Source organism: Gordonia sp. NPDC003422 (assembly GCF_053588675.1).
In genome coordinates, this window is the sequence record NZ_JBSFQL010000017.1 from 98,446 (window position 1) to 117,203 (window position 18,758).

At 66.8% G+C, this 18,758-nt stretch carries 17 protein-coding genes; 8 read left to right on the forward strand and 9 right to left on the reverse strand.

Translation table 11 applies throughout. From position 1 onward, the window contains the following. Positions 1-2 precede the first annotated feature (2 nt). The 5 genes from ACWDTF_RS15650 to ACWDTF_RS15670 all read right to left on the reverse strand — a co-directional run bounded on the left by ACWDTF_RS15650 (position 3) and on the right by ACWDTF_RS15670 (position 6,911). Entirely contained in the window at positions 3-1,505 is a 1,503-nt protein-coding gene (locus ACWDTF_RS15650) for an NAD-dependent succinate-semialdehyde dehydrogenase (RefSeq protein ID WP_355275411.1), read from the reverse strand. Then, positions 1,502-4,477, reverse strand: coding sequence for an FAD-binding and (Fe-S)-binding domain-containing protein (locus tag ACWDTF_RS15655; RefSeq protein WP_449754630.1), 2,976 nt, complete (start codon positions 4,475-4,477; stop codon positions 1,502-1,504). Before ACWDTF_RS15655 ends, ACWDTF_RS15650 begins: the two co-directional genes overlap by 4 nt. Further along, complete coding sequence (locus tag ACWDTF_RS15660; protein WP_240859385.1) at positions 4,474-5,802, reverse strand: aspartate aminotransferase family protein; 1,329 nt, start codon at positions 5,800-5,802, stop codon at positions 4,474-4,476. Before ACWDTF_RS15660 ends, ACWDTF_RS15655 begins: the two co-directional genes overlap by 4 nt. A 66-nt stretch (positions 5,803-5,868) precedes the next feature. Further along, entirely contained in the window at positions 5,869-6,303 is a 435-nt protein-coding gene (locus ACWDTF_RS15665; RefSeq protein WP_240859382.1) for a MarR family winged helix-turn-helix transcriptional regulator, read from the reverse strand. Between the two features lie 5 nt (positions 6,304-6,308). Continuing rightward, a complete protein-coding gene (locus ACWDTF_RS15670; RefSeq protein WP_449754631.1) occupies positions 6,309-6,911 on the reverse strand; it encodes a DJ-1/PfpI family protein in 603 nt (200 codons plus the stop codon). Between the two features lie 91 nt (positions 6,912-7,002). Between ACWDTF_RS15670 and ACWDTF_RS15675 the strand changes: the two genes are divergently transcribed. The 4 genes from ACWDTF_RS15675 (at position 7,003) to ACWDTF_RS15690 (ending at position 10,286) form a co-directional block, all read left to right on the forward strand. Next, a complete protein-coding gene (locus tag ACWDTF_RS15675; RefSeq protein WP_240859379.1) occupies positions 7,003-8,001 on the forward strand; it encodes a D-2-hydroxyacid dehydrogenase in 999 nt (332 codons plus the stop codon). A 67-nt stretch (positions 8,002-8,068) separates the two neighbouring features. Further along, complete coding sequence (locus ACWDTF_RS15680; protein WP_240859377.1) at positions 8,069-8,998, forward strand: type III secretion system chaperone family protein; 930 nt, start codon at positions 8,069-8,071, stop codon at positions 8,996-8,998. Between the two features lie 33 nt (positions 8,999-9,031). Further along, a complete protein-coding gene (gene pyrE / locus ACWDTF_RS15685) occupies positions 9,032-9,604 on the forward strand; it encodes an orotate phosphoribosyltransferase (RefSeq protein ID WP_240859374.1) in 573 nt (190 codons plus the stop codon). Positions 9,605-9,614: 10 nt separating this feature from the next. Continuing rightward, the gene (locus ACWDTF_RS15690) at positions 9,615-10,286 is read left to right on the forward strand and encodes a TrmH family RNA methyltransferase (protein ID WP_240859372.1); all 672 of its coding nucleotides are present in this window, start codon (positions 9,615-9,617) and stop codon (positions 10,284-10,286) included. Positions 10,287-10,682: 396 nt separating this feature from the next. Here ACWDTF_RS15690 and ACWDTF_RS15695 read toward each other — a convergent pair whose 3' ends face one another. Beyond that, positions 10,683-11,411, reverse strand: coding sequence for a DedA family protein (locus ACWDTF_RS15695; RefSeq protein WP_240859370.1), 729 nt, complete (start codon positions 11,409-11,411; stop codon positions 10,683-10,685). Positions 11,412-11,458: 47 nt separating this feature from the next. Continuing rightward, on the reverse strand, positions 11,459-12,181 hold the full coding sequence (locus ACWDTF_RS15700) for a VTT domain-containing protein (RefSeq protein WP_240859367.1): 723 nt from the start codon (positions 12,179-12,181) through the stop codon (positions 11,459-11,461). Positions 12,182-12,337: 156 nt separating this feature from the next. Between ACWDTF_RS15700 and fbaA the strand changes: the two genes are divergently transcribed. After that, positions 12,338-13,372 carry a class II fructose-bisphosphate aldolase gene (gene fbaA, locus ACWDTF_RS15705; protein WP_240859365.1) on the forward strand — a complete coding sequence of 345 codons (1,035 nt, stop codon included), beginning with the start codon at positions 12,338-12,340 and terminating at the stop codon, positions 13,370-13,372. A 257-nt stretch (positions 13,373-13,629) separates the two neighbouring features. On the opposite strand, the gene ACWDTF_RS15710 is transcribed toward fbaA, so the two are convergent. Next, on the reverse strand, positions 13,630-13,950 hold the full coding sequence (locus ACWDTF_RS15710; protein WP_433256406.1) for a hypothetical protein: 321 nt from the start codon (positions 13,948-13,950) through the stop codon (positions 13,630-13,632). Continuing rightward, positions 13,947-15,680 carry an Rv0361 family membrane protein gene (locus ACWDTF_RS15715; protein ID WP_449754632.1) on the reverse strand — a complete coding sequence of 578 codons (1,734 nt, stop codon included), beginning with the start codon at positions 15,678-15,680 and terminating at the stop codon, positions 13,947-13,949. Before ACWDTF_RS15715 ends, ACWDTF_RS15710 begins: the two co-directional genes overlap by 4 nt. Positions 15,681-16,170: 490 nt before the next feature. Here ACWDTF_RS15715 and ACWDTF_RS15720 point away from each other — a divergent pair, with 490 nt between their 5' ends. The 3 genes from ACWDTF_RS15720 (at position 16,171) to ACWDTF_RS15730 (ending at position 18,709) form a co-directional block, all read left to right on the forward strand. Then, positions 16,171-16,614 carry a DUF3151 domain-containing protein gene (locus ACWDTF_RS15720; RefSeq protein WP_240859359.1) on the forward strand — a complete coding sequence of 148 codons (444 nt, stop codon included), beginning with the start codon at positions 16,171-16,173 and terminating at the stop codon, positions 16,612-16,614. Further along, positions 16,611-17,714, forward strand: coding sequence for an FUSC family protein (locus ACWDTF_RS15725; protein ID WP_240859357.1), 1,104 nt, complete (start codon positions 16,611-16,613; stop codon positions 17,712-17,714). Before ACWDTF_RS15720 ends, ACWDTF_RS15725 begins: the two co-directional genes overlap by 4 nt. Positions 17,715-17,788: 74 nt before the next feature. Next, entirely contained in the window at positions 17,789-18,709 is a 921-nt protein-coding gene (locus tag ACWDTF_RS15730) for a cation diffusion facilitator family transporter (protein ID WP_240859356.1), read from the forward strand. Positions 18,710-18,758: the final 49 nt, after the last annotated feature.

An 18,758-nucleotide genomic window follows, 5' to 3' on the forward strand; every position in this document is an offset into this window, starting at 1 on the left:
ATTCAGCGCCGGACGGGAATGGCGAGGTACTTGACGTCGAGGAACTCCTCGATGCCGAGCCGGCCGCCCTCGCGACCCAGGCCCGACTCCTTGATCCCGCCGAAGGGCGCCGCGGGATTGGACACCAGACCCGTGTTGATGCCGACCATACCGACTTCCATCGCCGACGACATCCGCTCGAGCCGGTCGGCGTCCTGGCTGAACAGGTATCCGACCAGACCCCACGGCGTGTCGTTGGCGAGGGCGAGCACCTCGTCGTCGGCGGCCGGGTCGTCGGGTGCGGACGCATCGCCGAAGCCGACGAGCGCCGCGACCGGCCCGAAGATCTCGGTGGACATCAGCTCCGATTCGGGATCGACGTCGGCGAGGACGGTCGGCGGATAGAAGTACCCGGGCTCGTCGGAAGTTGTTCCGCCGCAGCGCACGGTGGCACCGCGCTGAGTCGCGTCATCGACGAGGTGGGCTACCTTGCCGACCGCTTTCGGTTCGACGAGGGGCCCGACCTGTGTTCCCTCTGCTGCGCCGTCACCGACTCGCAGCGCGGACATGCGTCCGGTGAGTTGCGTGGAGAAGTCGTCGATGATGCTGCGGTGCACGAACACCCGATTGGCGGCCGTGCACGCCTGGCCCATGTTGCGCATCTTCGCCACCATCAGGCCGTCGACGGCACGTGGGATGTCGGCGTCGGCACACACGATGAACGGGGCGTTGCCGCCGAGCTCCATGGAGGTGCGCATCACCGTGCCCGCTGCTTGTCGTAGCAGGGTTTTGCCGACCTCGGTGGAGCCGGTGAAGCTGACCTTGCGCGCGAGGCCGCTCTCCATCCACTCGGTGACGACGGCGGATGGGTCGGTGGTGGTGACCACGTTCAGCACACCGTCGGGAAGTCCTGCCTCGGTGAGGATGTCGGCCAGCATCAGCGTGGTCAGCGGAGTGAGCTCGGCCGGTTTGAACACCATCGTGCAACCTGCCGCGATCGCGGGGCCGATCTTGCGAGTGCCCATGGCGAGCGGAAAGTTCCAGGGTGTGATCAGAATGCACGGTCCGACAGGCTGTTTGGTGACGATGATCCGGTTGCCGCCGTCGCCGGTGGTGGTGTGATCGCCGCCGATGCGTACTGCCTCCTCGGCGAACCAACGGAAGAACTCGGCACCGTAGGCGACTTCACCCTTCGCCTCTGCGAGTGGTTTGCCCATTTCCGCGGTCATCACCGCGGCGATCTCGTCGGCGCGGTCGATGATGAGTTGATATGCGCGGTAGAGGATCTCGCTGCGCGATCGCGGTGATGTCGCGGCCCAGGACTTCTGGTGCGCGGCCGCGGACTCGATCGCGCGGCGGGCATCGGTGGCGTCGGCGTCGGCGACGCGGGCAAGGGTCTCCTCGGTGGCGGGGTTGACGACATCGAAACGCTTGTCGGAGGCAGCGGGGACCCACTGGCCGTCGATGAAGAGATCCGGATGGACCTGGTCGATCGCGGGAGCGGTGCGGGATTCGATGGTGGTCATGTGGGATTTCCTCCTGGATCGGCCAACAGTTCGGCGAGGTGGACGCTGCGCGTCGAGGCGAGTGCGGCGTCGACCGACGAGAGGTGATCGACGGCCATGGCGCAGCTGAAGCCGTCGGTGACGACGGGACGGTCGGGTTGCTCACGCAGCGCCGGAGCGAGCGAGTTCTCGGCCACCGCCATGCTGACCTCGTAGTGGCCACGTTCGAACCCGAAGTTTCCGGCGACGCCGCAGCAGCCCTCGGCGTTGTGCACCTCGACACCCAGTGACCGCAATGCCGATGCGCCCGTCGCAGCACCGAACACCGCGTACTCGTGGCAATGCGTCTGCAAAGTGACCGCCTGGGGCAGTCCTGTTGGCTGCCAACCGTCGTCGGTCAGGGTGGCCAGATGCGACGCGAAACTGCGCACCCTCGACGCGACGCGATGGGCCGCCGGGGTGTCGACGAGCTCAGGTAGGTCCTTGCGCAGGGCTGCGGCGCAACTGGGTTCGGCGACGACGATGGGCCGGTCTGTTCCATCGTCGAGGATCGACGCCGTGCGCTGCAACGTCTTACGGGCCCGTTTCAGCTGGCCGGTGGAGATCCACGTGAGCCCACAGCAGACGTCGCTGGTGCAGCCGACCGCGTCGCCGACGGCGCCCAGCACCTCGGCGGTGGCTGTCGCCACGTGCGGTCGGAAGGCCTTGGTGAAGGAATCGGCGACGAGTACCACGTCGGAGGTGGCGTTCACCGCGGGCAGCGCTCCGAGGTGCTCGCGGCGTTGGGCTCGTGTGGCGAACCGCGGCATGGAACGTCGCGGATCGATACCGCCCGCCCGTGCCATGAGCCGGTTCAGTTTCGACGCGAGAACCCTGTTGATGACAGGCGCGGCAAGGGTGGCGGTCGGGAGCCATGCGGGCATCCAGCCGAGCGAGTAGTGGGAGAGCGGACGAAGGCGGCGACGGTAATGGTGGTCGAGGAACTCCGACTTGTAGGTGGCCATGTCGACGCCGGTCGGGCAGTCGGTGGAGCACGCCTTGCAGGACAGGCACAGGTCGAGGGCGTCGGCGACATCGGTTGATCGCCAACCCTCTTCGACCGAGGGTGCGGTGCGGACCATGTCTTGCAAGACGCGCGCCCGGCCCCGCGTCGAGTCCTTCTCGTCGCGCGTGGCGCGGAAGCTCGGACACATCACACCGCCCGACGACGCACGACAACGGCCGACGCCGATGCAGCCTTGGACGGCGTGGGTGAAGGGGTCGGGCGGGGTGGTCGCCGGGCCCTTCGAGGCTCGCTTCGCTCGCACCTCAGGGAGCGGTAGGGGCGTGTCGCCGGAGTGGCAGAGGTTGAAACTGGTCGGCCAGTGCCGATCCGGGACGTCGGCGAGTGCGAGGTCGGTGGTGATCGGGAGTGGGTCGACGATGCTGCCGGGGTTGAGAGTGCCGGCCGGGTCCCAGATCCTCTTGAACTCGGCAAAGGCGCGCAACATATCCGGGGCGTACATGATGGGTAGCAGCGCCGACCGCGCACGTCCGTCGCCGTGTTCGCCGGACAGGGAACCACCGTGGCGGACCACGAGTTCGGCTGCCGCGGTGCAGAATCGGTCCATCGTCGCGCGACCGGATTCGGTCCGCAGGTCAAAGGTGATCCGCACGTGCATACAGCCCGCGCCGAAGTGGCCGTACATCACGCCGGTGAGTCCATGCTCGTCGAGGAGTGCGGAGAAGTCGTCGAGGTAGTCGGCGAGGCGTTCGGGGGCGACCGCGGCGTCTTCCCAACCGGGCCAGGATTCGTAGCCGCTGCCGACGTTCTCGTCGTCGGGGTCGGCGAGGCGCGACGACAAACCGGCGCCGTCTTCTCGGACGCGCCACAACGCCTTTCGTCGGACCGGATCGTCGACGACGGTGGCCTCGATCATTCGGCCCTGACCGCGCAGGTGGTCGAGCAGCAGTCTGGCCGTGGCCGGCACATCCTCTTCGGATTGTGTTGCGGCGCTGTTCTCGTCGATGTCGATGAACAACCAGGCCGAGCCGTCCGGAAGACCGGCGACGGTGTCGGGTCCGCGTCGGGCGGCCATGGTGGCCACGATCTTGCGGTCGATACCCTCGATGGCCGACGGCGCAAACGGCAGGATCGCGGGCACGTCGCGAGCCGCGTCGGACGGGGAGTGGTAGCCGACGCACAACAACAATGCCGACGTGGGCGCCGGGACGAGACGGACCTTGGCCGACACCACGACAGCACAGGTGCCCTCGCTGCCGACCAGTGCACGGGCGACGTCGAAACCGTTCTCCGGGAGCAGCTTTGCCAGGTGATAGCCCGACACCTGACGTGGAATGGTCTCCAGCCACGTGCGGAAGATGCCGAGGTTGGCCGATGTCAGATCGTGTAGATCCCGGGTGATCTGAGCTGCACGTGCAGCGGCAGCTCCATCGTCGGGCTCGGAGGCGCTGAGGCCGGAACGCGTTGCGGTGAGCGCATACCCGTCGGCGGTCACCAGATGGAGCTCGATGATGTGATCGCTGGTGCGTCCGTAGCGCACCGAATGATTGCCGCAGGCGTCGTTGCCGATGGCGCCGCCGAGGGTGGCACGGGAGGCCGACGAGGGGTCGGGGGCGAAGGTGAGCCGTCCGTCGGTGGCCTTGCGTGCCTGCGCGGCAAGGGTGGTCAACACGATGCCCGCGCCCGCCACAGCGGTTTCGCCGTCGGCGTCGATCGAGAGGACATCGGCGAGATGGCGTGACAGGTCGATGACCATGCCCGTGCCGATGGCGTTGCCGCCCATGGATGTTCCGCCGCCTCGTGCGGTCACCGGTACTCCGTGCTCGTGACAATGGCGGACAATGGTGGCGACCTCGGTGGCCGATCGCGGGAACGAGACGGCGATCGGCGGCACGCGATAGTTCGAGGCGTCGTAGGAGTATTCGGCCAGGCGCCGGGTCGACTCGTCGGCGTCGATGCCGAGTGTGGTGAGGTCGGTGACGATGCTCACTGGCCGAGTGTGGCTGCCAGTGCGGCACCGAAACGCTCGACGCCCAGCCTGATCTCGTCCTCGGTCACCACGAGTGCGGGGATCATGCGGACGACGTTGCCGGCCGGTCCGCAGGTCAGTGTCAGCAATCCCTGCGCGGTGGTGGCCTGCTGCACCGCGGTTGCCGCTGCCGCGTCGGGCACTCGTGCGCCGGATGCATCGGCGGTGACGAACTCCACGCCGGCCATCAGGCCGATCCCGCGGACATCCCCGATGCCGTTGTAAGGCGCTGCCACAGAACGTAGTCCGTCGAGGAGTTGCTCACCCCGGAGGCGAGCGTTCTCGACCAGGCCCTCGCTTTCGATCACGTCGAGGGTGGCAATGGCGGCGGCCGCGGCGACCGCGTTGCCGCCGTAGGTTCCGCCTTGCGAGCCGGGCCAGGCCTTGCTCATCAGTGCGGTCGGCGCTGCGATGGCGGAGATGGGGAACCCGGAGGCGAGTCCCTTTGCGGTGATGAGGATATCGGGCACGAGCCCGTCGGCGTGCTGGTGGCCCCAGAAGCGACCGGTGCGTCCGAACCCGGCCTGCACCTCGTCGAGGATCAGCAGGATGCCGTGCGCGTCGGCGCGTTCACGGAGGCCGGCCAGGAAGCGCGGCGGGGTGGGCAGATAGCCTCCGTCACCGAGGACCGGCTCGATCAGGAAGGCCGCGGTGTCATTGGGTGCGACGCGGGATTGCAGCAGGTAGTCGAGCTCGCTCAGGGCGAAGTCGACCGCGGTGTCGGTGTCCCAGCCGTACCGGAAGGCGTACGGGAACGGCGCCATGTGCACGCCGCTCATCAGAGGTGAGAAGCCCGCCGAGAAGCGGGTGCCTGCCGTGGTCAGACTTGCTGCTGCGACCGTCCGGCCATGGAATCCGCCTTGGAAGACAATGATGTTCGGCTTGGCGGTGGCCATTCTCGCCAGGCGGACCGCGGCCTCGACGGCCTCCGACCCGGAGTTGGCGTAGAAGACGGAGTCCAGTCCGAGCGGTAGTACGCCCCCGAGCCGTTCGGTCAACTCGAGCAGCGGTGGATGCATGACGGTGGTGTACTGGGCGTGAATCACCTTGGCGCACTGTGCTTGTGCGGCGGCGACAACGCGTGGATGGCAGTGGCCGGTGCTGGTGACCCCGATCCCCGTGGTGAAGTCGAGGTAGTCGTTGCCGTCGGTGCCGTGAATCCAGGAGCCGAACGCGTGGTCGACGACCACGGGTGTCGCCTGTTTGAGCAACGGACTCAGCGACGCCTTCTGGCGAGATGACGCGGCCGGAACGGTCAGGGGAGTGGTGTCAACACTGGCGGTCATGGCTCCACCGTGACGGTAGTTTGTCGGATTGTCAACAATTAGACAGGTTCGTCTCGCAGGGCCAGGTCAGAGGCTGTCGAGGGCCCGGCTCAGCGCATGCATTCCGTCGATGATCGACTCCCATTGTTCCGCGCCGAGCATGGCGGTAAGGCGGTCGGCAGCAGCCCGATGACCAGGTGTGATGGCCTCGACCGACGCGCGTCCGACGTCGGTGGCGACAACGAGTTTCGCGCGGCGGTGGGCGGGGTTGTCGGAGTAGGCAACCAGTCCGTCGTCGACCAGGATGTCGGCCGTGCGCTGCACGCTCTGGCGTGTGATACCCATGACGCGGGCGATGTCAGACACCGTGCGAGGCGTGTCCAAGACCGCGCCGAGAACCTGCCACCGTGTTGCCGTCAGGCCGGCGGGACGTGCGAGCTCGTCGGCGAGAGCGAGGAACTGCCCGTTCAGGTGGAACGCGGTCAGCGCCGCGTCGGACAGCAGTCGTTGATGTTCGGACACGCGCGTCAGTTCTCGGCCAGGGCGTAGAAGCCGGCCGGATCCTTCTTGCCATACAGCTGCCACCAGGCGTCGAGCACCGCGGGCTCGTAGATGCCGAGCAGGGCGAACACCTCGCGTGCGAACTCGACCGGTGCCACAGCCGCGGCGGTGATGATGCCGTCGTCGGTGACGGCGGGAGCGTCGACGTAATGCTCGGCGCCCTGATATCCGGTCGGTGCGAGTTGCTCCCGTGCGTTGCTGGTGTGGCGTCGATGGTCGAGCAGTCCGGCGCGGGCGAGACCCAGCGTCGCACCACAGATCCCGGCGACGGGCACTCCTGCGGCATTCCAACGCAACGCGGCGTCGACGAAGGGGTCGTTGCCATCCCAGCTCTGCGCGCCGGGGAGAACGAGCATGGTGCTCTGGGTGGGATCGACCTCGCCGAGCGTCAGCCCGGGAGTCATCTGCACGCCGCCGATGGTCGTGACGGAATCGCGAGTGACGCCGACGGTACGTATCTCGAAGGTCCCCGGCGCGCGCTGGAACTCCGGATTGTTGATGCCCGCGGCGACATATCCGTACTCCCAGTCGGCCAGGCCTTCGTAGAGCGCGAGATGGACGGTATGCATCGGGAGCCTCCTGAGGTTTCGGTTGATTATGACAGCATTCTGTCATAATTGACAGAATGCTGTCAATGTTGGACGCATAGGGTGGATGCCGATGGCTTCCGACGCATATCCCGTTCTCGTCTTCCTCGGCGCCGACGACGTGCCGCCGCCCTACAACCTGGCCGAGCTGGACCAACTCGCCGACATCCGGCACTGCACCGCCGATGGACTGGCCGACGCCCTGTCCGGCGCCGACATCCTTGTCCTGTGGGACTTCTTCTCCCGCGGCCTCGTCGACAACTGGGACGTGGCGAAAGACTCGCTGCGCTGGGTGCACGTCTGTGCGGCCGGTGTCGACTCGCTGCTCTTCGACGATCTGGTGACCTCCGAGGTGGTGGTCACGAACGCCAGCGGCGTGTTCGACCGCCCGATTGCGGAGTTCGTCCTGGGCTCGATCCTGGCTCGGGACAAGCGATTACACGAATCGATGGGATTTCAGCGTGACCACGTGTGGCGGCATCGGGAGACGGTCGCGACGCATCGGACGTCGGCGCTCGTGGTGGGAACGGGCGGTATCGGACGTGCCATCGCCCGGTTGTTGCGGGCGGTGGGGGTGTCGGTGACCGGGGCCGGCCGCGTCGCACGGACCGGCGACCCCGACTTCGGCGAGGTGATCGCCACATCCGACCTCGCCGATCACATCGGCGCCTTCGACAACGTCATCCTCGTCGCGCCGCTCACACCGCAGACCGAACGGATGGTCGACGCGCGGGTACTCGGGGCCATGAAATCCGGCGCCCACCTCGTCAACGTCGGGCGCGGGCAGCTCGTCGACGAATCCGCACTGGTGGATGCGGTGCGCTCGGGTGCGCTCGGAGCGGCCTCGCTGGACGTGTTCGACGACGAACCGCTGGCCGAGGACAGTCCGCTGTGGGATATGCCCGGAGTCTCGATCTCGGCGCACATGAGCGGCGACGTGGCGGGGTGGCGTGACTCACTGGCCGACCAGATCCTCGTCAACCTGCGCAAATATCGGGATTCCGACGCATCGGACCTCGCGTCGACGCTGGTCAACGTGGTCGACAAGGCGCGCGGATACGTGACCCGCTGACCCGCTCGACGCCGGTGGCGGGTCACGCAGCACGGTGGCTGGCCTGCCGATAGTAGGCTGTAGCGCGATGACCACCATCGTCTACTTCGTCATAGCCGCCGTGGCGCTCGCCGGCGCGGTCGTCCTGCTGTGGCTGGACCGGCAGCGATCCAACGTCGCGCGTCACCAGCGCGCGGTGTGGGGCGACGAGCACGAGTTCAAGTTCCGTGAGTCGGACACCAAGCTGCGCAAGGTCTTTCACCGCGCAACGATGAACGTTCCGGACCATGTCGCGGTTCGCGATGTTGCATACGGGCATTACGGGGGCGCGGAAGCGGTGGTGTTCGACCTGGTCGACACGTCCACCGTGGTCGCCGTCCGCAGGTCCGGGCCGTCGCCAGTGGTGATCGACCTGCGCCACGAGGACGTACTCGCCCCGATGGAAGAGGACGTCGAACTGCTCGGTGCGATGGGTCCGCGCGTGATGTTCTCCAACAACCTTGACGTCGCCCGAAGGGTGTGTGACCGGCGCATGGTCGCCCTGGCGAACAAGGCGCCGGCGTATGTCGAGGTGCTCTGGAACGAGGGCAATTGGGCGCTCGGCTCGATGCCCTTGACCAACGACGCTGCTCACCTCAACGCGGGGCTGGAAGTTGTGCGCCGCTTCGCCGACCTGCTGCGCGTCCTGCCGCCGGTCCGCGATCCCCAGGACACCCCCGATCCCCGGGACCCGCACGGCCCGACGCGCGCCGAACTCGCCGACGAGAAGACCGAGTCGATGCGGGACAAGGAACGCCGACGACGGGGGGAAGCGGCACCCAACCCGGCTGCTGCGCCGAACCCCGATCGGCGGCCCGCCCAGCCCCGGCAGCCTGCGCCCGCACCGGCACCCAGCCCTGCGACGGGCACGACGCCGACCCGTGGCGCTCGCGGGCTGAGTCCCATGCCGGTCCGCCGGGAGCGTGGCTCTGACAGCGACCCCGGGATCGAGCGGCCAAATCGTCACAGTCGCGACTGACCCGCCATCCGGCCGAGAGTGAGAGTTCCTGTCATGTCTTCTGTCCCCGGTTCGTCTTCTCCCGCTGTGGATCAGTCGGCGCGTGAGCGGCTGGCCGCCCTCGTCCAGGAACTGTCCGTGGTGCACGGCAAGGTGACGTTGTCCTCGGGCAAGGAAGCCGACTACTACGTCGACCTCCGACGCGCGACCCTGCATCACGAGGCGGCGCCGCTCATCGGCCGGCTGATGCGGGAACTGACCGCGGACTGGGAGTACGACTCGGTCGGCGGTCTGACGCTCGGGGCAGATCCGGTGGCCACCTCGATCATGCATGCCGACGGTCGGGCCATCGACACGTTCGTGGTGCGCAAGGCCGCGAAAACCCATGGCATGCAACGCCGCATCGAGGGACCGGACATCGCCGGTCGTCGGGTGCTGGTGGTCGAGGACACGTCCACCACGGGCGCGTCGCCGTCGGCGGCGGTCGAGGCGGCGCGTGAGGCGGGGGCGACCGTCGTCGGCGTGGCCACCGTCGTGGACCGCGCCACCGGAGCCGACGCCGTGATCACCGGACTCGGCGTGCCGTATCGGTCGCTGTTGGGCCTGGGCGACCTCGGCCTTGTCTGATTCTGGGGTCTTGCCTGACATTTCCGGGGAGCCAGGCCCGACCGAGTGGCAGGCCGGCCCCGCGGTAGGCGTGGGTCCCTGGGCGGCCGAACATGATTCGCCGCCACCCACCGACGACCGGTACGACCCGACGCTTCTCGACGAGGGCGACACCCGCAATGTGGTTGACGCGTACCGGTATTGGACCCGTGAGGCGATCGTCGCCGACCTCGACACCCGTCGTCACCCGTTCCACGTCGCGATCGAGAACTTCGCCCACGACGCCAACATCGGGACCGTGGTCCGCACCGCGAACGCGTTCGCCGCAGCCGCCGTCCACATCGTCGGACGACGCCGGTGGAATCGTCGCGGCGCCATGGTCACCGACCGCTATCAGCATCTGATGCATCACGAGACGGTGGCGGATCTGATTGCGTGGGCTCGTGATTCGGGGTTGACGGTGGTGGCGGTGGACAACACGCCGGGTGCACTGCCGTTGGAAACCGTTGAACTGCCGCGTGATTGCGTGCTGCTGTTCGGGCAGGAAGGACCGGGTGTCAGCGACGACGCCCAGGCCGCCGCCGACCTCACCGTGTCGATCGCCCAGTTCGGCTCGACGCGCAGCATCAACGCCGGCGTCGCCGCCGGGATCGCCATGCACTCCTGGATTCGACAACACGCCGATCTCGGGCAGGCGTGGTGAGCGCGGCCGCTGCCTGAGCCTGAACCGTGGAAACGGAGCCAACCTGAGGCGTTGACGACGGCACGATGACGAGAGACCGCCGGCTCACACGAACCGGTGGCCAGGATCGGGCCCCTGAGGGTGGTCCTCCGGGTATTTCCCGGAAGCGGACGCTGACGGGCCCGATCTCAGTCACCGATCTGAGTCACCGTCGTCGCGTTCCGCCGAACGCGACGCCAAGAACATGCGCCCACAAAAGTAGGGGAGGAAGTTTCTTCCCCTACCCCTGGAGTCCTCCCCCAGAAAATTCTCGCGGACGACTTCGAACCCCGGGGAAGAAGTTCTTCCCCTAGATTTTGGGGGCACGGCACTACCCCATTTGCCCAGTTCAGCGCGGTGGTCACCGATCTCTTCGGATCAGACAGTGTCGGTCTGTTCCTCGGTCGGTGCCGGCGTCTCGACTGTCGTTGCGGCTTCCCGCTTCGCCACCCGACGTCGTCGGTACCACTCGTAGAACATCGGGGCGACCGACAGCACGACGATCAGGATGAAGATTGGTTCGATGAGCTTCTGGACGATCTCGAAGCGACCGAGCCAGTAGCCGAGCAGCACGATGCCGGCGCCCCAGACGATGGCGCCGACCACGTTGTAGATGAAGAAGATCGAGTACTTCATGCGGGCCGCGCCGGCGACGATCGGGGCGAGCGTGCGCACGATCGGCACGAACCGGGCCAGGAAGATGGTGATCGGGCCGTGCTTCTCGAAGAATTCGTGCGCCTCGGTGAGGTAGCGCTCCTTGAGGAATCGGGCGTCGGGCTTGAACATCTCGGTGCCGACGAAGCGGCCGATCCAGTAGCCGATCTGGCCGCCGATGATCGCGGCGATCGGGATGAGGATCAGCAGCTGCCACAGTGTGGCGAAACTCTCGATCCCGTCCTTGCCGCCGGCGGCGACCACCATGCCTGCCACGAAGAGCAGCGAATCACCTGGTAGGACCGGGAACAACACGCCCGACTCGATCAGGATCACCAGGAGCAGACCCCAGAGTGCGAAACCGCCGAAGTATCCGAGGAGGGTCACCGGGTCGAGAAAGCCGGGCATGAGAGCCACGTTTGTCGTGGTCTCGGCTAGAGCTGTGGACGTCACGGCTCATCAGGCTACGCGGTCAGCCTGAGAGCGAGCCGCAACGGTGGCTATCGTGAGTCGACGGTCACGGCGTCGTCGGTGTCGAGTGGCTCCTTGACGACCGCCCGCCGCCTGCGGATCACCCGCTTGCCGACCTCGGAGATGATCGGCAGCACCGACACGAACACGATGAGCAAGAAGATGTAGTCGACGTTGTCGCGGATGAAGGCGATCTGCCCGAGGAAGTAGCCGAGCAGCGTCACCCCGGCACCCCAGGCGATCGCGCCCACCACGTTGTAGGTGAGGAAGACGGGGTACCGCATCTTGGCCGCACCCGCGACGAGCGGGGCGTAGGTGCGCACGATCGGGACGAACCGCGCCAACACGATGGTGATGGGGCCGTGCTTCTCGAAGAACTCGTGCGCCTCGATGATGTATTTCTCTTTGAGCACCTTCGCGTCGGGCTTGAACAGGGAGTATCCGGCCCGGTTGCCGATCAGATACCCCACCTGATCACCGAGGAAGGCGGCGATCGGGATGGTGACGAGCAGCACCCACAGCGGTGCGAACGGTTCGATCTCGGCGGACTTCGCGGCCACGATCAGACCAGCGGTGAACAGCAGTGAGTCGCCGGGGAGCAGGGGAAAGAGCAGTCCTGATTCGACGAAGACGACGATCAGGAGGCCGGCCAGAATCCAGGTGCCGAACGAGTTCAGCAGGTTGACGGGGTCGAGGAAACCGGGCAGCAATGCCAGGTTTGTCGTGTTTGCGTCAATCGCGAAGTTCGTCACGGAACCCGAGGATACCGAGAAGATCTGAGTGTTTCCTGACACCGGGCTGCGCCGGGTCCGACGTCCGGTGCACGAGACCCCCGCGGCCTTGCCATACTGAACAGGAGTAACCGACTCGCAAAGCGTGAAAACCCACCCGGTTGGAGGACGTGAGAAATGCCGATTGCCACCCCCGATCAGTACGCCGAGATGTTCAAGAAGGCCAAGGAGGGTGGGTACGCATTTCCTGCGATCAACTGCACCTCCTCGTCGACCATCAATTCCGCGATCAAAGGATTCGCCGATGCCGGTAGTGACGGCATCATCCAGTTCTCGACCGGTGGCGCCGAATTCGGTTCGGGCCTCGGTATCAAGGAGATGGTGACCGGCGCGGTTGCCCTCGCCGAGTTCGCACATGTGATCGCCGCGAAGTACGACGTGACGATCGCCCTGCACACCGACCACTGTCCCAAGGACAAGCTCGACACCTACGTCCGTCCGCTGTTGGCCATCTCCCAGGAGCGCGTCGACGCGGGCAAGGACCCGCTGTTCCAGTCGCACATGTGGGACGGCAGCGCGGTGCCGCTGGAGGAGAACCTGGAGATCGCGCAGGATCTGCTCGCCAAGGCGGCCGCCGCGAAGATCATCCTCGAATGCGAGATCGGCGTCGTCGGCGGTGAAGAGGACGGTGTCGAGGCCGAGATCAACGACAAACTGTTCACCACCCCCGAGGACTTCGAGAAGACCCTCGACGCCCTGGGTACCGGCGAGAAGGGCAAGTACCTGCTCGCCGCGACCTTCGGCAACGTGCACGGCGTGTACAAGCCCGGCAACGTGAAGCTGCGCCCCGACGTGCTCAAGGCCGGCCAGGAGGTCGCGGTGAAGAAGCTCGGCCTGGCCGAGGGCTCCAAGCCGTTCGACTTCGTCTTCCATGGCGGTTCCGGGTCGCTCAAGAGTGAGATCGAAGAGGCGCTGAGCTACGGCGTGGTGAAGATGAACGTCGACACCGACACCCAGTACGCCTACACGCGACCGATCGCCGGGCATATGTTCGAGAACTACGACGGCGTCCTGAAGGTCGACGGCGACGTCGGCAACAAGAAGACCTACGACCCGCGCGTCTGGTCCAAGAAGGCCGAGGCCGCCATGAGCGAGCGCGTCGTCGAGGCCTGCACCGACCTCAAGTCGGTCGGCAAGTCGATCAGCGCCTGACGCGCTCGATCTCATCTGTATGAAGTTGTGCCCGGTATCCGGGCACAACTTCATACGGACCTGATGTCCGGTTGCCGCTTTGCTGAGCTGGGAAAATGCGTCAGCGGGGCGACCGCAAAATCTAGGGGAAGAACTTCTTCCCCGGGGTTCATAGTCTTCCGCTAGAAATTTCTGGGGGAGGACACCAAGGGTGGGGGAAGAAGTTTCTTCCCCCACTTTCTTGGCCGCTCTTCTCGACTCCGCGTTTGCCGACGAAGTCAGAGCGCGATGAGCCCGACGATCACGGCGAGCGCGAGGGCGATCATCACCAAGCCGGCGATGATCACCTCGGGTTCGATCCTGCGCTTCTTGGGGCGCGATGCTCGGACGCGGGCGGATCGTGCGTTGCGGGAGGGCGGTCGCGGTGGGGCGGCCGGCGCGGGTGTTTGCCACGTCGACTGCGGGGGTGGCGCCGTGAACGCCGGCGGAGTGAACGTCCGCGGCGTGAATGTTGGTGCCGGGCCCGGGTGTGGGTTCACCGGCCGCCCGGGCTGCGCCGGGAAGCGATGGTCGCCTCCACTCGGTGCGGCACGGTTCACTGCGGCGCGCAGACCTTCCAGTCGTCACCCGACTTCTGCAGGTTGATGGTGACCAACTCCTGCTCCTGCGGCCGGTTGCCCGGAGCCGCGGGCAGTTCGACGACGGCCTGGTCGCCGTCGACGCGGACCGCCCTGATCTCGCCGAACTGAACGAGTTCGTTGCGCGCCTTCTGTGAGTTGAAGGTCTGCTGGTAGGCCGCCGGATCCTGACTTGCGAAGAAGTCGTGGTCGGTGCCGCAGGTGATCTCGACCAGAGTGGTGAGATCACCGTTCGACAGCGCAGTCGTGTACTGGGTCGCCACCTCGGCCGCTTCGTCCGCCGGGGCGGGCTCGCGGAGGCTGATGAACGCAAAGATGCCGCCAACCACGGCCACGACGATCACGACGGCGGCCACCGCCGCGGCGATCAGCCGGCCCCGACCCTTCTTCTCTTCCGGCTTGGCGCCCTGGATGACCTGCGGTTCGTGTGCGACGGTCGACCATTCGGCGACCGCCGGGGTGTCGGATTTGGTGTCCACGCGCGCAGGCTGCGGGCGCTCGATGACCGCGGTCTTGGCGTCCGAACCGGACGGGTCGGCGATCGCTTCCGTGGCGGGACCGTCGGCCTCGGTGGTGTCGGTCGCTGCGCTGTCCGCGGGGGTGGTATCCGCCTTTGCGGTGTCCGGGAGTGCGATGACCGCGGTCTTCGCATCCGCGCCGGCATCGGCATCGGTGGCGTCTGTGTCTTCCGAGTCGACGGTCTCGGTGGCGTCAGATTCTGTGTCGACAGCTGCGGCGTCGTCTGCCTCGGGTTCGGCAGTGTCGAGGTCTGCCGCAGTTTCTGCCTCGGGCTCGGCCGCCTCGGCCTCTGCTCCCGAGGTGTCCTCCGCCGATTCTTGGGCGGCACCGTCGTCCTCGGCAGCGGGTTCTTCGGCAGCGGGTTCTTCGGTGGCGGATTCCTCGGTGGCGGAATCTTCTGCGACCGGGTCGTGCGCGACGGAATCCTCGGCGGCAGGCTCCTCCGACACTGTTTCATCGGCGACCGATTCTTCGGCAACGGGCTCGTCGGCAACCGGCTCGGCATCAGCCTCTGCTGCATCGGCCTCTGCTGCGTCGGCCTCTACTGCGTCGGACTCTGTTGCGGCGGGCTCCTCCGATTCCGATTCGGGAACGTCGGATTCTGCTGCTGCCGAATCGCTTTCGTCGTCCTTCGACGCGACCGCGGCAGCAACACCGGCGGCTCCGGCAACAGCAGCAACGCCGGCAGCACCCGCGACCTTCGAGCCCGAGCCGGAGTCCGAGTCCGACTCCGAGTCGGTGGCGTCGTCGGCGCTCTCGGCAATCGGGTCGATGTCGTCGAGGTCCTCGAGGTCGCTCGTATCCGGCATGTCCTCACGCCGGATCACCGTGGTCTTCGAGTCGCTCGGTCCCAGACGGGCCGGCGCCGCCGACTCTTCGTCGTCGGTGGTGTCGCCGGTGTCGTCGGTGCTCGCGGCGACCGGGTCGATGTCGTCGAGGTCCTGGAGGTCGCTGGTGTCGGGCATGTCTTCACGGCGGATGACCTGGGTCGCGCCATCGATGCCGCGTCCACCCTTCGGCTTCGGCGGTGCCGGAGCCGGATCTTGCTTGTTCCCCGAGTCCTGCTTGTTCCCGGAGTCCCGGCGCTCGGTCGGCGCCGCGCTTTCCTCGTGCGCGGTGTCGGTGTCAGCGGTGTTGTCCGGGGCGAAGTCGGTTTGGGTGGGATCTTCCACGGCTGGGTCGTTGCCCTCTCTGCGGTCGGTGCTCTGATCAAGTGAGCCCGGTGTGACAAATTGCACGGTCTCCGCCGCCGACGGGCCGTTCGACGGCGACGTCGACACGCCGGCGTCCGGTGTGTCGGCAGCAGGTGTGCCGGGGGTGGCGCTAGCCTGAGTACGCCGCCCGGCTGGGTCGGGGGGTCCGCTCCTGCGGCGCGCGCGTCGATCTTCACCGTAACGCCGGATCGCGGCAAAGGCCTTGGTGACAGCCGTCTTTGGCTCGCCGGGTCTGGACATGACCTCATCACCCCGCTTTCACGCGTCTCTGATTAGACACTCGTCGTCGACCATCGCTGACAGTTCGGCCGACCGGCCGGGAGCGATTGCGCCATTCACCCTAGCGAATGGACCCCCGATACAGCACTCGGGCGTTCGGTCGATTCCGGACATATCGGCTAGTCCTGGTCTCGTCCATCCTCGCCTGAGGCGATGATTCAATGGAGACGTGACGTCATTCGGAGATCTTCTGGGCCCACAGCCGGTACTGCTCACCGGCGACGACGAGGCCGAATCTGACCTACTCAATGGTGCGGTACCCGCCGAGGTGGCGGCGGCGCATCCCACTGCGTCCATCGCCTGGGCGTACCTGGCCGAGGCCGCCATCGATGCCGCGGGAACCGGCGACGACGTGGACCTCGGCAAGGTGATCGAGGCATACGCCTACGCCCGGACCGGATACCACCGTGGGCTCGACCAGCTCCGACGCCACGGTTGGAAGGGCTTCGGCCCGGTCCCGTGGAAGCACGAACCGAATCAAGGCTTTCTGCGTGCGGTCGGCGTGCTGGCCCGTGCGGCCCAGGCCATCGGCGAAGAAGACGAGTACCTGCGCTGCCTCGACCTGCTCAACGACAGCGATCCGAGCGCCGCCGCGCACCTCGGCTTGGTGTGATCGCACGCCTGCGCAGGCATTTCAACTCGCTGCCCGCCCCGCTGCGGCAGCGACTTCGGCGGTTGTGGCTGTCGTTTGTGCCGATCGCGCAGTGTTCGCTCGCCGCGGGTGCCGCGTGGTGGGTGGCGATCGAGGTCTTCGGCCATCCGCAACCGTTCTTCGCGCCCATTGCGGCGGTGATCTCGCTGGGACTGTCGCTGAGCCAGCGTTGGCGGCGGTCGGTCGAACTCGTCGGTGGCGTGACGATCGGCATCCTCGTCGGCGACGTGTTCATCTCCCAGGTCGGGTCGGGAACATGGCAGATCGTGGTGGTGGTCGCGCTTGCGATGGCGGTGGCGGTGTTCCTCGACGACGGACCGCTGATCCCGATGCAGGCGGCGTCGTCGGCTGTGCTGGTGGCGACGCTGCTGCCGCCGGGCGGGGTCGCCGGATTCCATCGCGCGATCGACGCCCTGATCGGCGGGGCGATCGGCATCCTGGTTGGCGCACTGCTCCCGGTCAATCCGGCGACGCGGGCCCGGCGGGATGCCGCCGGAGTGCTCGCGACCGTGCGCGACGCCGCTCGGCAACTTGCCGTCGGCCTCAGTACCGGCAATGCCGAAGAGGTGGCGGCGGCGCTGGAGACGGCGCGTGGCACACAGGGCGCTATCAACACGATGCGTTCGGACATGCGTGGCGGCCGTGAGGTGACGCGGGTGTCGCCGCTGTATTGGACGTCGCGGCTGCGTATCCAACGCATCTCGGCGACCGCCGATCCCATTGACAACGCGGTCCGCAACTTTCGCATCATCGCGCGACGCTCGTTGTCGAAGGTGCAGCGCGGCGAGACGGTGCGTCCCGAGATGGTCGAGATCATCACGGACCTCTCGGGTGCCTTCGAGATCCTGCGCAAGATGATGATGGCGGATCCGGGGGAGGAGCCCGACGAGGCCGACGCCGCCCGGGTGCTGCGGACGATCGTGCGCAAGGCCCGTAAAGAACTCGCGGCCGGCGCGGATCTGTCGGAGACGGCCTTGCTGGCCGAGATCCGATCCTTGCTCGTCGACCTCTTGATGGTTGCCGGACTGCGACGATCGTCGGCGGTCGCGACGCTGCGATGATCACTGTCGGAATTAGGTAGACCTAATTCCAATCATTGCAATGCATGCGAACTCATGCATATATTGAGCTGGCTATGGGTCATTCACACGGGCATTCGCACTCACACGGACCAACGCCGACGTCGGCGAGCGGCCGCAGGATCTGGCCGATGGCGGTTGCTGTCGCGCTGATCGGCGGATTCTTTGTGATCGAGCTGATCACCGGGATCGTGGTCAACTCGCTGGCCCTGATCGCCGACGCGGGGCACATGCTCACCGACGTGGTCGCCCTGATGATGGGCCTGGCGGCGTTGTTGCTGGCCCGCCATGGCCGAACGACCGACGCACGCAGCTTTGGCTGGTACCGCGCCGAGGTCTTCACCGCGGTCGCCAACGCCGTGCTCCTCATCGGCGTTGCCGCCTTCGTTCTCTACGAGGCGGTGCGACGCATCGGCACCGATCCCGAGGTTCCTGGCCTGACACTGGTGATCGTCGCGATCATCGGTCTCGCGGTCAACCTCGGTGTCATGCTGCTGCTGAAGGCCGACGCCAAGGAATCGATCGCGGTGCGCGGTGCCTATCTCGAGGTGCTGGCCGACGCCGTCGGCAGTGTCGGGGTGCTCATCGCCGGAGTCGTGGCCATGACCACCGGCTGGGGCTACGCGGATGTGATCGTCGCCGTCCTCATCGCGCTGTGGGTGGTGCCGCGTGCGGTCCGGCTCGCCACCGATGCCCTGCGCATCCTCAACCAGCAGGCTCCCGCGCATGTCGACGTGGAGGCGCTCCGAGCGGACCTGGCTGCGCTCGACGTCGTCGACGACGTACATGACCTGCACGTATGGTCACTCACGACCGGTATGGACGTCGCCACCGTTCACCTCGGTAGCAGTCATCCCAACGCCGAGGTGCTGCCGGCCGCGCAGGCGGTTCTCGCGCGGTACGGCCTCGACCACGCGACGGTCCAGGTGGATCCGGTCACCCAGCAACGCGCTTGTCGGGAGGAAATGACCTGGTGACGCGCTACCGTCGCTTGTGACTGAAGTGACTAAAGTGACGAGTGGGATT

What these genes read in the sequence shown, in the direction of transcription:
- ACWDTF_RS15650 (WP_355275411.1), bottom strand. Translation starts at nt 1,505, where the DNA reads ATGACCACCATCGAATCCCGCACCGCTCCCGCGATCGACCAGGTCCAT.
- ACWDTF_RS15660 (WP_240859385.1), bottom strand. Translation starts at nt 5,802, where the DNA reads ATGACCGCCAGTGTTGACACCACTCCCCTGACCGTTCCGGCCGCGTCA.
- ACWDTF_RS15670 (WP_449754631.1), bottom strand. Translation starts at nt 6,911, where the DNA reads ATGCATACCGTCCATCTCGCGCTCTACGAAGGCCTGGCCGACTGGGAG.
- ACWDTF_RS15675 (WP_240859379.1), top strand. Translation starts at nt 7,003, where the DNA reads ATGGCTTCCGACGCATATCCCGTTCTCGTCTTCCTCGGCGCCGACGAC.
- ACWDTF_RS15680 (WP_240859377.1), top strand. Translation starts at nt 8,069, where the DNA reads ATGACCACCATCGTCTACTTCGTCATAGCCGCCGTGGCGCTCGCCGGC.
- pyrE (WP_240859374.1), top strand. Translation starts at nt 9,032, where the DNA reads ATGTCTTCTGTCCCCGGTTCGTCTTCTCCCGCTGTGGATCAGTCGGCG.
- fbaA (WP_240859365.1), top strand. Translation starts at nt 12,338, where the DNA reads ATGCCGATTGCCACCCCCGATCAGTACGCCGAGATGTTCAAGAAGGCC.
- ACWDTF_RS15730 (WP_240859356.1), top strand. Translation starts at nt 17,789, where the DNA reads ATGGGTCATTCACACGGGCATTCGCACTCACACGGACCAACGCCGACG.